The 14,303-nt window shown below is 61.3% G+C and carries 12 protein-coding genes; 1 reads left to right on the top strand and 11 read right to left on the bottom strand.

Annotated features, from left to right (window positions below; translation table 11 throughout):
• Nucleotides 1-134 precede the first annotated feature (134 nt).
• Nucleotides 135-1,994, top strand: a complete 1,860-nt coding sequence (locus AACY19_RS22460; protein WP_339453801.1) for an ABC transporter ATP-binding protein — start codon at nucleotides 135-137, stop codon at nucleotides 1,992-1,994.
• A gap of 61 nt (nucleotides 1,995-2,055) precedes the next feature.
• On the opposite strand, the gene AACY19_RS22455 is transcribed toward AACY19_RS22460, so the two are convergent.
• From AACY19_RS22455 to AACY19_RS22405, 11 genes are all read right to left on the bottom strand, one after another.
• Nucleotides 2,056-3,354 carry a carbohydrate porin gene (locus AACY19_RS22455; RefSeq protein ID WP_339453800.1) on the bottom strand — a complete coding sequence of 433 codons (1,299 nt, stop codon included), beginning with the start codon at nucleotides 3,352-3,354 and terminating at the stop codon, nucleotides 2,056-2,058.
• A 104-nt stretch (nucleotides 3,355-3,458) separates the two neighbouring features.
• Entirely contained in the window at nucleotides 3,459-5,864 is a 2,406-nt protein-coding gene (locus AACY19_RS22450; protein WP_339453799.1) for a glucose/quinate/shikimate family membrane-bound PQQ-dependent dehydrogenase, read from the bottom strand.
• A gap of 329 nt (nucleotides 5,865-6,193) precedes the next feature.
• On the bottom strand, nucleotides 6,194-6,496 hold the full coding sequence (locus tag AACY19_RS22445; protein WP_339453798.1) for a DUF6482 family protein: 303 nt from the start codon (nucleotides 6,494-6,496) through the stop codon (nucleotides 6,194-6,196).
• Between the two features lie 14 nt (nucleotides 6,497-6,510).
• Nucleotides 6,511-6,690, bottom strand: a complete 180-nt coding sequence (locus AACY19_RS22440) for a hypothetical protein (RefSeq protein ID WP_339453797.1) — start codon at nucleotides 6,688-6,690, stop codon at nucleotides 6,511-6,513.
• On the bottom strand, nucleotides 6,687-7,229 hold the full coding sequence (locus AACY19_RS22435) for a DUF3833 domain-containing protein (protein WP_339453796.1): 543 nt from the start codon (nucleotides 7,227-7,229) through the stop codon (nucleotides 6,687-6,689). Before AACY19_RS22435 ends, AACY19_RS22440 begins: the two co-directional genes overlap by 4 nt.
• An 81-nt stretch (nucleotides 7,230-7,310) precedes the next feature.
• Entirely contained in the window at nucleotides 7,311-7,868 is a 558-nt protein-coding gene (gene folE / locus AACY19_RS22430; protein WP_339453795.1) for a GTP cyclohydrolase I FolE, read from the bottom strand.
• A 306-nt stretch (nucleotides 7,869-8,174) separates the two neighbouring features.
• A complete protein-coding gene (locus tag AACY19_RS22425) occupies nucleotides 8,175-9,077 on the bottom strand; it encodes a bestrophin family protein (protein WP_339453794.1) in 903 nt (300 codons plus the stop codon).
• Between the two features lie 81 nt (nucleotides 9,078-9,158).
• Nucleotides 9,159-10,163: an XdhC family protein gene (locus AACY19_RS22420; RefSeq protein WP_339453793.1), complete on the bottom strand. Its 1,005-nt coding sequence runs from the start codon at nucleotides 10,161-10,163 to the stop codon at nucleotides 9,159-9,161.
• Between the two features lie 12 nt (nucleotides 10,164-10,175).
• Nucleotides 10,176-11,528, bottom strand: coding sequence for a cytochrome c (locus AACY19_RS22415; protein ID WP_339453792.1), 1,353 nt, complete (start codon nucleotides 11,526-11,528; stop codon nucleotides 10,176-10,178).
• A 17-nt stretch (nucleotides 11,529-11,545) separates the two neighbouring features.
• Nucleotides 11,546-13,798: a xanthine dehydrogenase family protein molybdopterin-binding subunit gene (locus AACY19_RS22410; protein WP_339453791.1), complete on the bottom strand. Its 2,253-nt coding sequence runs from the start codon at nucleotides 13,796-13,798 to the stop codon at nucleotides 11,546-11,548.
• Nucleotides 13,798-14,253: a (2Fe-2S)-binding protein gene (locus AACY19_RS22405; protein WP_339453790.1), complete on the bottom strand. Its 456-nt coding sequence runs from the start codon at nucleotides 14,251-14,253 to the stop codon at nucleotides 13,798-13,800. Before AACY19_RS22405 ends, AACY19_RS22410 begins: the two co-directional genes overlap by 1 nt.
• Between the last annotated feature and the right edge of the window lie 50 nt (nucleotides 14,254-14,303).

Here is a 14,303-nt window from a genome sequence, read left to right as displayed (position 1 = left end):
GGTCTGTATGGCGCAGCACTTGGGTTCGACATTTGCCAAAACGCCTGCGCTAAACACACACACTTTTTCACAAAGACCTCCAGCCCACCGATCAATGGCAGAATCCCCCTAATTTGATCGGTTTGGAGAACACCATGCTTCGTCTATTCGAACGAAGACTCGACCCATTTCCTCCTGACGAGGTACCGCCACCGCCCAACGGTCTGGCGCGGTTTCTCTGGGCCTGCACGCGCGGTGCGCGTGGGTACATTCTGGCGCTGGCGGTGCTCAGTGCCGGGGTGTCGATTTATGAGGCGTGGCTGTTTTCGTTCCTCGGGCAGGTGGTGGATTTGCTCTCGACCTGGCAGGCCGGAGGTGACGCGGCGGCGCAGGAGAGTCGGGTGTTGTGGGGCATGGGCATTGTCATGGTGACCAGCGTTGGTCTGGTCGCGCTGCGCACGATGGTGCAACACCAGATTCTGGCGATTAACTTGCCGCTGCGGCTGCGTTGGGACTTCCATCGGCTGATGTTGCGGCAGAGCCTGTCGTTTTTTTCCGATGAGTTTTCCGGTCGGGTCACGACGAAGGTGATGCAAACCGCGCTCGCGGTGCGCGATGTGCTGTTTACCCTGATCGAGATCATTCCCGGGATCGGCGTTTATTTCATTGCGATCATTGCGCTCGCCGGCGGTTTTGCCCTGAAGCTGATGCTGCCTTTTATTGCCTGGGCGGTGTTGTTCGGTCTGGCGATGGTGTATTTCGTCCCGCGTCTGGGCAAGGTGGGGCAGGAGCAGGCGAATGCGCGGTCGATGATGACCGGGCGGATTTCCGATGCGTACACCAACATCACCACGGTGAAGCTGTTCTCTCACTCCAACCGTGAAGCGCATTTCGCGCGGGCGGCGATGGAGGATTTCAAGCTGACAGGGTTTCGCCAGATGCGTCTGGTCAGCCTGTTCGAGATCGTCAATCAGGCCCTGGTGGTGGGGTTGATCATGTCGGCCGGCGGCTATGCACTGTGGCTATGGCATCAAGGTGACGTCGGCGCCGGTGCGGTGGCGGCCATCACGGCCATGGCGTTGCGCATCAATGGCATGTCGAACTGGATCATGTGGCAGATGACTTCGCTGTTCGAAAGCATCGGCACGGTGCAGGACGGCATGGCGACGCTGACCCAGGGCGCCAAGGTGCAGGACGCGCCGGATGCCGGCGTACTGAAGACGTCCGGCGGCGCGGTGACGTTCGACAAGGTCAGCTTCAACTACAACGGCGAACGTCAGGTGCTCGATGGCTTGAGCCTGAGCATCCGCCCTGGCGAGAAAATCGGTCTGGTAGGGCGCTCCGGTGCCGGCAAGTCCACGCTGATCAACCTGTTGCTGCGCTTCTATGACATCGACAGTGGCGAGATCCGTATCGATGGCCAGAACATCGCGCACGTCACCCAAGACAGCCTGCGCAGTTGCATCGGCATGGTCACGCAGGATACGTCGCTGCTGCACCGTTCGATTCGCGACAACATTGCCTATGGCCGGCCCGATGCCAGCGACGCGCAGATTCGCAGCGCAGCGGCGAGTGCCCAGGCCGATGAGTTCATCAGTCAGCTCAGCGACCGCCAGGGCCATACAGGTTACGACACGCTCGTCGGTGAGCGCGGTATCAAGTTGTCCGGTGGCCAGCGTCAGCGTGTCGCGATTGCCCGGGTGATGCTGAAGAACGCGCCCATCCTGTTGCTCGACGAGGCCACCAGTGCGCTGGACTCCGAAGTCGAAGTGGCGATTCAGGAGAGCCTCGATCAAATGATGCAGGGCAAGACCGTGATTGCGATTGCTCACCGTTTGTCAACGATTGCAGCGATGGACCGTCTGATCGTGATGGACGAAGGGCGCATCATCGAACAGGGCACCCACAGCGAACTGCTGGAACGGAACGGCGTGTATGCGCGGCTCTGGCAACACCAGAGCGGCGGGTTCCTCGGCGAGGATCAGGGGATAGTGGAGGCTTTGGATCAGGCCTGATGTTCGCACACAAAAAAACCGGCGATTGCGCCGGTTTTTTTGTGCCTGGAAACCCGAGGGTTTACAGCGACGCTTTCACCTGCAGACCCAACACCAGCGCATTGTCGATGTCCTGCCCGGAGAACGCGCCCGGCTCGATGATGTATTGCATGTTCGGGCGCAGGGTCAGCCACGGCGTGGCTTGGTAGCCGTAGCCCAGCTCGATCAATTGCTCGGCGCTGTCCAGGTTCGGGAACGCGGCACCATTGTCCAGCGCGGCGTCTTGCAGCACGTCGCGGCTGCGCGGGTTTGGCACGGCGCGGCCATAACCCAAGGCAACGGTGTCGCGCGGGCGGCCCTCGAATGGTTTGTACAGCACTACGCCGGTGCCGTACCACTTGCTGAACGGCGAGGCCGCTTCGCTCGCCGCCGAGTATTGGCCGAAGGCATGCAAACTGCGGCCTTCGGACGACGCCGAGCGCCACACGGCTTGATCGACCAGCAAATAATGACCGCCGCGACCGGACACTTCTTTATTGCTGCCGATGCGTTTGACGTCGGAGCTGTCGTAGTAGTAGCCCACCTTGTATTCGCCCGGCAGCTCGCCGGCGTGCTTGTACACCAACTCGATCGGCACCACGGTGCCGGTGGTCTGTTTGGGGCCCAGGTGCCAGGCACGGCTGGAATTGCCGTTGCTTTGCGGATCGACGTTGAACGCCGCGACGCGCAGTTGCCACGACGGCGACAGGTCGTATTTCAGCCGCACACCCAAGTGAGCGTTGGGGTAGTTGGTCCAGCCGCTGCCGCCGGACATGTTCAGCGGGTGACCGCAGAAACCGGCGTTCATGAAGTTGCAGAGAATGCCGCTGTCGAGGCCGCCGAGATCGTTGCCCATCGCCATGTAGCCGAGTTTGACGTTGAGCGCGGGCGTGAACAGGCTGCGCTCATAACTCAACTCGGTCAGGCGCGTGTACAAGCCACCGTAGTTTTCCTGGATCGGCAGGCGGTTGCCGACGAGGTCTTGCGAAGCGCTGTTGCCGCGACGGTCGTTGATGGTCAACTGGACTTTGCCGGCGTTGTCGAAGCCATACAGTTTGCTCAGATCGAACTGCACGCCGAGCTTGATGTTTTGCGAATAACGCGCCGAGCGATGCAGTCCGCCGTCAGCGTTGTAGGCGGTTTCGCCGCTGTAGTCGCCGGTGAACTTGACGCCTTCTTCATCCATCTGGTGACGCAATCCACCCCAGTCACCGGTGAGGGTGCTGCGGGTCAACAGGTCGGAATCGTTGTCGGCCAGCGCGGGGAGGGTGGTGGTGCACGCGACACCCAGCAACAGGCCTTTGAACAGGTCGGAACGGGAAAAACGAACAGCCGATAGCATGTAAATCTTCCTGCAGAAAACTTGAGCAATAGGGGAAAAGCAGCGCGGCACCCGAAGGTGCCGCGCTCAAGGCAAGCGTCCGCGCTTAACGTGGACGCAGGGGATTACGGCAAGGCGTAAGCCATCACGTAGTCGCCACGATCGGTCGACTGGCGAGCGCCGCCGGCGGTGATCACGATGTACTGCTTGCCGGTTTTCGGCGAAACGTAAGTCATCGGGCCGCCCTGGCTACCGACTGGCAGACGCGCTTTCCAGACTTCTTCACCGTTGCCGCTGTTGAAGGCGCGCAGGTAGAAGTCCTGGGTGCCGGCGATGAAGATCAAACCACCTTGGGTCGACAGGGTGCCGCCGAGGGTTGGCAGACCGATCTTGATCGGCAGGTGCATGCGGATGCCCAGTGGACCGGTGTCTTCAACGGTGCCGACCGGAACCTGCCAGGCGACCTTCTGGGTTTTCATGTCGATGGCGGTCAGCGTACCGAACGGCGGCGCCTGGCAAGGAATGCCGGCGACCGACAGGAAGCGGTTCTTGTTCACGGCGTAAGGCGTGCCTTTCAACGGAACGGCGCCCATGCCGGTGTTCAGCGCTTCACCACCGCCAGCGGCCTGGCCTTTGTTCTGCGACGGGATCATCTGAATCCACAGCCCCAGACGCATGTCGTTGACGAAGATGAAACCGTGTACCGGGTCAGTGGAAATACTGCCCCAGTTCATGCCACCCAGCGAACCCGGGAAGCTCAGCGATTTATCGGTGCCTGGCGCGGTGTACAGGCCGTCATAGCGCATGCCTTTGAAGTCGATGCGGCACAGCAGTTGATCATATGGAGTGGCGCCCCACATGTCCGATTCGGTCAGGTGCTGAGCACCGATTTGCGGCATGCCCACCGATTTCGGCTGGGTTGGCGAGTACGGTTCATTCGGGATGTTCGCCGCTTTGACCGGGACTTCTTTGACGTCGGTCAGCGGTTTGCCGGTGGCGCGGTCGAGCACGTAGATCTGCCCGGCCTTGGTGCCGATGACCACCGCAGGCACGGTTTTACCGTCCTTGGTGAAGTCGATCAGGCTCGGCTGCATCGGCAGGTCGAAGTCCCAGAGGTCGTTGTGCACGGTCTGGAACACCCAGCGTTCTTCACCGCTGGTGGCGTCCAGTGCGAGGATCGAAGCACCGTAGGTGTGATCCAGCTTGCTGCGCTCGACACCATAGATGTCGGTCGACGAACTGCCCATCGGCAGGAATACCGTGTTGGTTGCCGGGTCGTAGGACATCGGCGCCCAGCTGTTCGGTGTGCTGCGCACATAGGTGCTGCCGTCGGCCGGTGCCTTTTTATCCTGCGGGTTGCCCGGGTCGAAGGCCCAGCGCATGGCGCCAGTCATCACGTCGAAGCCGCGAATCACACCGCCCGGCATATCGGTTTGTACGTTGTCAGCCACGCGACCGCCGACCACAACAGTGGTGCCAGCCATCAACGGGGCGGAGGACAACTGATAGTAGCTGTCCGGCACATTACCGAGACCCGCCTTCAGATCAACCTGGCCGTTGTTGCCGAAACCCTGGCAGAACTCGCCGGTGTCGGCATCGACCGCAATCAGGCGTGCGTCGATGGTGTTGGTCAGCAGACGACGCTGGCAGTTGGCCGCCGGCGCTGGCTTGGCTTCGATGATGGTCGAGTTGCCGGGCTGAGCGATGGCGGCCGTGGCGTCGAAATACGCCATGCCACGGCAGCGCTGCCAGACTTTCGACTGGGCGTTGATCGCGTTCTTCCACAGTTCTTTGCCGGTGTCGGCATCGAGGGCGATCAAGTTGTTGTGCGGGGTGCAGATGAACACTTTGTTGCCGACTTGCAGCGGGGTCAGCTGATCTTCGGCGCCGTTGCCATCGCTCTCGGCGACGTCGCCGGTGTGGTAGGTCCACGCGACTTTCAGCTTGTCGACGTTGTTGCGGTTGATCTGGTCCAGCGCGGCGAAACGGCTGCCACCTTCGGTATTACCGTAGTGCGCCCAGTCTTTCTGCGCCTTGTCCGGCTCGACCGGGGTGACACCCGGGCCTGTGCCGGTTGCCGCCACGGTAGGGTGGGCGACGAACATGTTACCGGCTGCCACCACCACGCCGACCGCCAGCACCGCCGCCACGGCGTAAGCGCCACGACCGGCAACGCCACCGTTGGCACGCTTGAGCAGCGGATAGACCAGCGCCACGACCAGACCGATCACACTGAACATGAACAGGCGCGAGAACACCGGCCAGAACACCAGGCCCGCATCGCTCACGGCCCAGATGGCGGTGCCGACCAGAAAGGCAGCGAACAACCACGCACCGGCCGTTTTGAGTCGGGCAATCAGCAGACCGGAAACGGCCATCACCAGACCGCCCAGCAGGAAGTACCACGACCCTCCCAGGCTGACCAATTTCACGCCGCCCGCAGCCAGCGCCAAGCCGAGCAGGGCGATGACGACGCCCAGCCCCACCAGAATGAATTTTGATATGCCTGAGAGGCCTTGACTCTGCTTCACGTTGAATGTCCCGTTGAAATGAGGCGGGCATTATATAGTTAGGTAACTACCTAGTTAAATCACTAATTCAGTAATAAAGCGTTGTTGCTTCTTTGATAACGCGCCTGAGCCGAAACTCGCGCTCTTCGGGGGTTGAGCAAAGCTGTTGAACGCCTGCAAACAGGCTGTTCTGTCAGGAAAAATGGTGGTTATGACAGTTTTCCTGTTGAGCACTGTTCAGCCGGCCATCAACGCGTCAACTGACACACGGCAGTAAAAACAGCTTAGCGGGTGATCGACAAACAGGTCGGCGCCCTTCATCAGAGCGTTGAAGGACGCCGTCCGACTCATCAAGGCGTGGTGAGCGAAAACGGAATGCGCAGCTCTTCCACAGGGCCTGCATCCCGGCCGCACATTTCGTCGTGCACGCATTGCTGCACCAGTACGCAAGGAAAGGCCGGCACGGTCTGCAGCAAGTCACGCAAGTGGGTGATCGAGCGCAGGTGCATCGGCTTGGCCGTCTCATCCAGCAAGGTGAACTGGCCATGATCCAGGCGAATCCGCGCCAGATAAAAACCTCCTTCAAGTGACAACAGCTCCAGCTCGCGAATTTCACTGTTGGCCGCACGTTCGGTAAGGGCTTGCAGGTTCATGCTTCACTCCTTGCCTACCGGGGTAGGCGTTGTCCATCGCAGGCACAGAAATGGCCGCACTCGGCCGGTATCAGCGGGTGAATCCAGGTCAATAGCTGTTCAGCGGCAACGTTCGCCAAATGGGCGCCACTGGCGCCGATCACCCGCGCGCGATAACCGCCAGCGAACGAGGCCATGATCAATGCGCGACTCATTCGCTGGCGCCGGCAGCCTGGCGACGGAAGAACAAGGTCACCTGGCCGACCTCGACCCCGAACTTGGACATGCTGGTGCGGTTGATCAACGTGTCCTCGTCCATCAAGTACATCCAGTCGTCCATGCTCATTTCGTAAGTCGAATCATCGACCGGCAGGTTCAAGCGATAACGCCAGTGCAACGTGTTGCCCGCGACCTCGCCCTTGGCGACACCCACCACGTCATCCGCGCGGCCGCTCCAGCGCCCCGGGCCTTCGGGCGTGAGGGTCCAGACACGGCGCTGGCGGGTGCCGTCGCTGTACAGGAAACGCTCGTCGAGAATGAGGTTGTTGCCCTCACGCCGGCTGACGATGTTGACCTCGAAACGTTTGACCACCTCACCGCTGCGTTTTTGAAACATCCCCCAGGCTTTGACGGGCTGGCTGAAAAAGCGCTGCAGGTCCAGAGTCGGTTGTTGATCCGCGTAACGAGCGACATCCACATTGCCGCAGCTTGCGACGCTGAGTGCCAGTGCCAGTAACAGCACAAATCGGGTCATGGCCTTACTCCCTGAATCGAACCGGTGACGGGGTGAAGTTTTCAGTGGCTGGCTTGTACAGTGAACAGGTGCTGTATAGCTTTATCGCCGTCCAATCAGTTGCAGGAACTCCTGCCGCGTCGTCGAACTGTCACGGAAGGCACCCAGCATGACCGAGGACGTCATGACCGAGTTCTGCTTCTCAACGCCGCGCATCATCATGCACATGTGCCTGGCTTCGATGACCACGGCCACCCCGGCGGCATCGGTGATCTGCTGGATGGCCTCGGCTACCTGCCGGGTGAGGTTTTCCTGGATCTGCAGGCGCCGCGCGAACATGTCCACCACCCGCGCGACCTTCGACAGCCCCAGCACCCTGCCGGCGGGGATGTACGCCACATGCGCCTTGCCGATAAAGGGCAGCATGTGGTGCTCGCACAAGGAATACAGTTCGATGTCGCTGACGATGACCATTTCATCGCTTTGCGATTCGAACAAGGCCCCGTTGGTGACATCTTCCAGGCTCATCGTGTAGCCATTGCACAGGTACTGCATCGCTTTGGCGGCACGCTTGGGCGTGTCCAGCAGCCCCTCGCGTTCGGGGTTTTCACCGACGCCGACGAGAATTTCACGGTAATGGCTGGCTAATAGTGGGTTCATTCAAGGCTCTCGCGGCGGTGCTGTACGTGGGGCTGATCCCTAGCGTAAAAGTTGTACGCGCATAAGTTATCTGTATAGGTTTATTCAAGATAGGCTGAAAAAAATCACCTGACAATGAATCGGCAATCTTTTTCTGCAGATGCGAAACCCTCACATCGCAAAGTGAGAGGTCGCTGAGGGGGGAAGCCGAGGAGGAGTGACAGTGAGCGCACCGCAGGAAGCGGCAGCGCGGCGGGAAACTGCGCGATGTTGTGCAGCGGTGTGCTTCATTCGGGAGCCGTCAGACATCCTGACGGCTCCCGCACCTCAAGCGTTTTCCTCAAGCCTGCGCACGTCACCCAAAGAATCACGCTGCATCGACTGCAGGTTTTTCTCGATGGTTTCGCACAGCGCGTCCATCTGAATCTGGTGCTCGCTGTGGCGAAACGGGCTTTGCAGATCGGTGCCGATGCGCTCGATGGCCAGCAGCATGAAACCGACCACGGTCGAGGCCAGCGGTGTGAACCAGCCCAGGGACTCCACCAGTCCCACTGGCACGATCAGGCAGAACAACGAAATAAACAGTCGCGGAAAATACACGTAAGGGTAGGGCAGCGGCGTATTGGCAATCCGCTCCATGCCGCCCTGGCTGTTGGACAGATCCACCAGCGTTGACTCCAGACGTGCCAGACGAATGCTGTCGAGGCGTCCGGCCTTGTATTCCCGCGCCAGCAGCGCGGCGGAACCGGTGAGGATGTCGTTGGCAAAGTTATTGGTGGTGCCGCTGCGGGCGAACTCATCAGCCGGAATGAACGCGCGGACTTCTTTCGGACAGGGTTGCCCTTGCAGGTGCGCCGCGAGGCAATTCACGTAGGCAACGTGACGGCGCAACAGGGTCGATTTGACAGGATTCACCTCCCGGCCTGGATCATCCAGCAACGTCAGCACCTGCCGGGCGAAGCTGCGCGAGTTGTTGATCATCAAGCCCCACAGCGTGCGTGCTTCCCACCAGCGATTGTAAGCGCTGCTGTTTCGAAAACTGATCAGCACCACCAGTGCAGAACCCAGCAACGTCAGAGGCATCAGCGGCAAATTCAGCTTGGCGTTGAGAAACAGCATGAAGTCCACGGTGACGGCGATGTCCCAGAGCAATAACCAGAACAAAGCCCAGCCGACGTAGCCCATGGTCTTGATGATCAAACGGTATTTTTTGACGATGGCTGCTTTCAAACGGAAACCTCGTGGCGAGCGGAAACGTTAACGCTTTTGCTCGGACGGTGTTTTCGGCGTAAAGGTTCGGTCAATCGCGACTCAATCTGCGAGCGCTTTGGCCTTGGCAATGGAAAAAGCTTGCGGCAGACGGGCGCCATTCTTGGCGGCAAGAATCTCGGCCATCACGCTGACGGCGATTTCCGCAGGCGTCTTGCTGCCAATGTAGAGGCCGATGGGGCCGTGCAGGCGTTCAAGCGACGCCTCGGTTTCACCAAAATGCTCGATCAGGCGTTCGCGGCGCATTTGGCTATTGCGCCGCGAGCCGATGGCGCCGATATAGAACGCCGGGCTATGCAGCGCTTCGAGCAACGCCAGATCGTCGAGTTTGGGGTCATGACTCAAAGCGACGATGCAGGTGCGCAGATCAACCGCGAAGTCGCGGACCACATCGTCAGGCATACCGACGATGCGCTCCACGCCCTCCACCGCCCAGGTGTCGATGTACTCGGGACGCGGATCGCACACCGCCACCTTGAAACCGTTGAACAAGGCCATGGTCGCCAGATACTCGGCCAGCGCGCCGGCACCGATCATCAGCATCCGATAGCCCGGCCCCAACGTGTTGAGCATCTGCGCGCCATCGAAGCTGAACTGTTCAGGCGTCGCGGTGGGTTCGAGCGTGACCTGACCCGACTCCAACGCCAGGCGACGGCGAACCAGTTGCCCGGCGTCCAGTTGCGTAAGCAGTTCATCGAGAGACGGCCACGTCGGGTTGAATTCAAGGATCAGCTCAAGGGTGCCACCGCAGGGCAAGCCGAAGCGATGCGCCTCATCGGCGCTGACGCCATAGCGCACCACTTGCGGTGCGCTGTCGCTGAAAGCGCTGCCGCCATGGGCCGTGGTGTAGCGATGGATCAGATCGTCCTCGATGCAGCCGCCGGACACGCTGCCCATCACGCGACCGTCTTCGCGCAAAGCCATCATCGAGCCCGTCGGCCGTGGTGATGAGCCCCAGGTGCGCGCCACCGTGGCGAGTAACACACGCTCGCCAGCGGCAAGCCAGTCCCGCGCTGTGCGCAGGACCAGCAAGTCGATGCTTTCCATCAAGATATCCTCTTAGCGCATCTGCAAAATGATCGGGCTGCTGCTGGCCGGATCGGTGTGTTCACGCAACTTGCCCACCGACTGCGCATCAACCGCACCGCCCTGATTGCCCCAGGTGCTGCGCATGAAGGTCAGCACGTCGGCGATCTGCTGATCCGACAACTGCTCACGGAAGGCCGGCATGCGATAGGCATCCGGCACGCCGGCCGCCACCACACGCTGCGAACCATTGAGGGTGATGTTGATCGCCGAGGCGCTTTCCCTGGCCAGAGCCGAGGTGGCGCCCGCCAGCGGTGGCATCCATTGCGCTTGCCCTTTGCCGTCCAGACCATGGCAAGACGCACAACGCTTGACGTAGGTATGAGCACCGGGCGAGTCCAGACGTTCCCCTGCAGATACCGCTTGATACTGCCAAGGCGTGCCATCCCGTTCGCGATCTCCGGGAAGCGACTTGAGGTAGTGAGCAATCGCGGTCAGATCCTCATCACTCATGAACTGCGTGGAATTGTTGAACGCTTCGGTCATTGAGCCGTAGACCACTGCGTGTTGATTGCGCCCGGTCTTGAGGAACTGCACGATCTGCGCCTCGCTCCAGCGGCCCAGCCCGGTGTTGTGGTCATCGCGCAAGCTCGGCGCGTACCAGCCATCGAGCAGGGCGCCGGCAAGGTACGGCTTGCCGGATTCATCCAGTGCCTTCTCGTTGAATGCCAAGCCACGCGGCGTGTGGCAACTGCCGCAATGTCCGGCGCCCTGAACGAGGTAAGCACCACGGTTCCACTGTTGATCCTGCGACGGTTTCGCCGCATACGGCTCGGCGTCGACAAACACGCCGTTCCACAGTGCAATCGGCCAGCGCAGGTTCAGCGGAAACGGAATCGCGCTGGGGATGTTGGCCTGTTTTACCGGCGCCACGCCTTTCATGAAAAACGCATACAGCGCACGCACATCATCGTCACTGAGTTTGGCGTAGGACGGGTAGGGCATCGCCGGATACAGGCGGCGACTGCCGGGTGCCACGCCGTGGCGCACCGCCCGGTCGAAGTCCGCGAGGCTGTAGTGGCCAATGCCGGTTTCCGTGTCCGGGGTGATATTGGTCGCGTGGATAGAGCCCAGCGGTGTGGCCATTTCCAGGCCGCCGGCGAACGGCGCACCGCCCGGCACGCTGTGGCAAGCCACACAATCGCTGAGCCGGGCGACGTACTCGCCACGCGCGACCAGCGCCGGGTCGATGTCGGCCACGGCGATCTGAGGGTTTTCCAGACGCGAGACAGGCTCGCGGGTGACATACCAGGCTAGCAGGCCTGCCGCGACCAGGCACGGCACTGCCAGCCAGCCAGCGGTTCTTGCGAATCGGCTGTTATTCATGGACGCTCCGGCGCTGATCAAGAGAAGGTGTGTCGGCTCATGGGCAGGCTGCGCACCCGCTGACCGGTTAGCGTCGCCACCGCGTTAGCGACGGCGGGCGCCACCGCTGGCAGCGGTGGTTCACCGATGCCGCCCATTTTTTCCCCGCTCTCGACCACACGCACGTGCACCCGCGCCATCTGCGCAGGCGACAGGATCGGGTACAAGTCGTAGTTGCGCGCCCGGGGTTTGCCATCGATCCACACTGCTTCTTCCACCAGGGTTTGCGACAGTCCCAATGCCACGGCGCCATTGACCTGAGCCTCGACAATCGCCGGGTTGACGATGCTGCCCGGATCAATCGCCTGCCAAATGTCGTGCACTTTGACCTGGCCGTGCTCGATGGACACCTCGGCGATCACCGCCGTCTCTGTACCGAACGGCGAAGCCATGGCCACGCCGCGCGCACGTCGGCTGCCATCCTCGGCGGTGAACGGTCCGCGCTTCCAGCCGCCCGACAATTCACCCACTGCTTGCAGCAAGGTGGTCAGTCGTTTGTTGTCACGCAGCAAATGCAGTCGCAGGTCGAACGGGTCTTTGCCGCCCTTGTCGGCCAGTTCATCCAGGAACGATTCATAGAAGAAGTCGTTGAGCGAATTGCCCACCGAACGCCAGTAACCGAGCATCGCCGGGCCTTTGACGTAGATCTGCGCGATGCGTTTGTTGGGGATCGCATAGGATTTGCCCGACAAGCCTTCAAGCGCCGTCGGGTCGAGCTTCTCACCTTGCTTGCCGGCGAGGGCTTCGGTCGGGCCTTCGGTGGCACTGACCGCTTCGATTGCCAGCGGCCAGCCATCGCTGTCCAGCGCGGCACGGAAATTCACCGCTGCGACCGGGCGCAGCACATCACGCAGAAACTCTTCCTCGCGACTCCAGATCAGTTTCACCGGGCGGCCAACCGCTTTCGCCAGCGCGATTGCCTGCGGATAGGGACTGGCTGAGTCGTAGAGGAAATGCCGGCCGAAGAACCCCCCAAGCAGTGGCGAATGCAAGGTGATGCGCGACGGATCGAGCCCCGTGCGTTTGGCGATGTCGGCACGGAACATGTCCGGCGCCTGATTCGGCAACCAGACTTCCAGCGAACCGTCCGGATTGAACCGCGCCAGTGCCGAAGGCGGCTCCAACTGGCCGTGGTTCAGGTATTGGTTGTGGTAAGTGGCGTCGATTCGGGTCTTGTTCTCCTTGAGAATCGAAGCCACGTCGCCTTCGTTTTCATCATCTTTGGCCGGGCCTTTATCTTCAGCGAGGCGCTTGAGCCAGGCATCGCTGGAGAAGTCGGCGGGCATCGGCCGTACCTGGCTGTCGGCCGCGGGCTCTTGCCAGTCGACCTGAATCGCCTCGACGGCACGTTTGGCGTGCCACCAGCGCTCGGCGACCACCGCCACGGCGCCTGGCAGACGATGCACCGAGTGCACACCTTTCATTGCCTTGACCTGGTCTTCGTTACGCAGGTTGCCGACCGTCATCCCCAGGCGCGGGGCATGTTGCACGGCGGCATGCAACATGTCGTCGACCTTCAGATCGATGCTGTAGAGCGCCTTGCCCGTGGACTTGTCGTAGGCATCGAGGCGTTTCACCGGTTTGCCGATCCAGCGGAACTGGCCCGGATCACGCAGTTGCACGGAGGCCGGATCGGGAACCGGCAGATCCATCGCACGCTCGGCCAGTTCACCGTAGGCCAGCGAGCGGCCCGACTTGGCGTGCACGACTTTGCCGGGTTCGGTGCTCAACTCGCTCACCGGCACGCCCAGTTGCTGCGCGCCTGCCTGCAACAGCATGGCGCGGGCGAGGGCGCCGAGGCGGCGCATGACCGGATAACTCATGCGCACCGACATGCTGCCGCCGGTGATGCGCATGCCGTTTTCCAAGACCACGTAAGCCTCGCCGGGCGGTGCGGCCTCGACCAGGAAGGTCGCCGGGTCGGCATCCAGCTCTTCACCGACAATCTGTGCCATCGCGGTGAACGTGCCTTGTCCGCCCTCCATGAACGGGCAGAGTAGACGCACGCGGTTGTCCGGACGGATCTCAAGAAACGCCGGCACCTGCGTGCCGCGTTCGGCGGTCGTTGTCGCCGCTGCCGCTTGTACGCGTGTCGCACCGAGCGGCAGGCCGAAGCCGAGGACCAGTGCGCCGACGGCCGTTCCGGTCAGAAAACGTCTGCGCGAAACATTGATCGGTTCGTGCAGTTCCAGTACCGAGGCTTGCTGTGAAGGGTCGATTCGAACGCTCATCACGCTTCTCCCTTGCCGGCGAGCTCATGCACGGCGGCATGAATGGCGTTGTAAGTACCGCAGCGGCACAGATTGACCATCGCCGCCTCGATCTGCGCATCACTCGGTTTGGGGTTTTGTTTGAGCAGCGCCGTGGCTGCCACGACTTGCCCGGACTGACAGTAGCCGCACTGGGCGACCTGCAGATCGACCCAGGTTGCGACCACCCGTTTGCCCACCTCATCGCTTTCGATGGCCTCAATGGTGGTCACCTCGCGGCCGACCACACCGGCCACCGGCGTGACACACGAGCGCACGACATTGCCATCCACCAGCACCGAGCAGGCGCCGCATTGCGCCAGTCCGCAGCCGTACTTGGTTCCGGTCATGCCCAGATCATCGCGGATCACCCACAGCAAGGGCGTATCGGCGTCGGCATCGACCTGATAGGTCTTCTGGTTGATTCGTAGTTCCATGATTCACCCGCTGATCATCGGTTGACGTGCATTGTTATAAGCGGCGACAC

The organism is Pseudomonas sp. EA_5y_Pfl2_R50, assembly GCF_963970475.1.
In the GTDB taxonomy this organism is placed as follows: domain Bacteria; phylum Pseudomonadota; class Gammaproteobacteria; order Pseudomonadales; family Pseudomonadaceae; genus Aquipseudomonas.
This window is presented reverse-complemented; position numbering and strand designations above follow the sequence as displayed.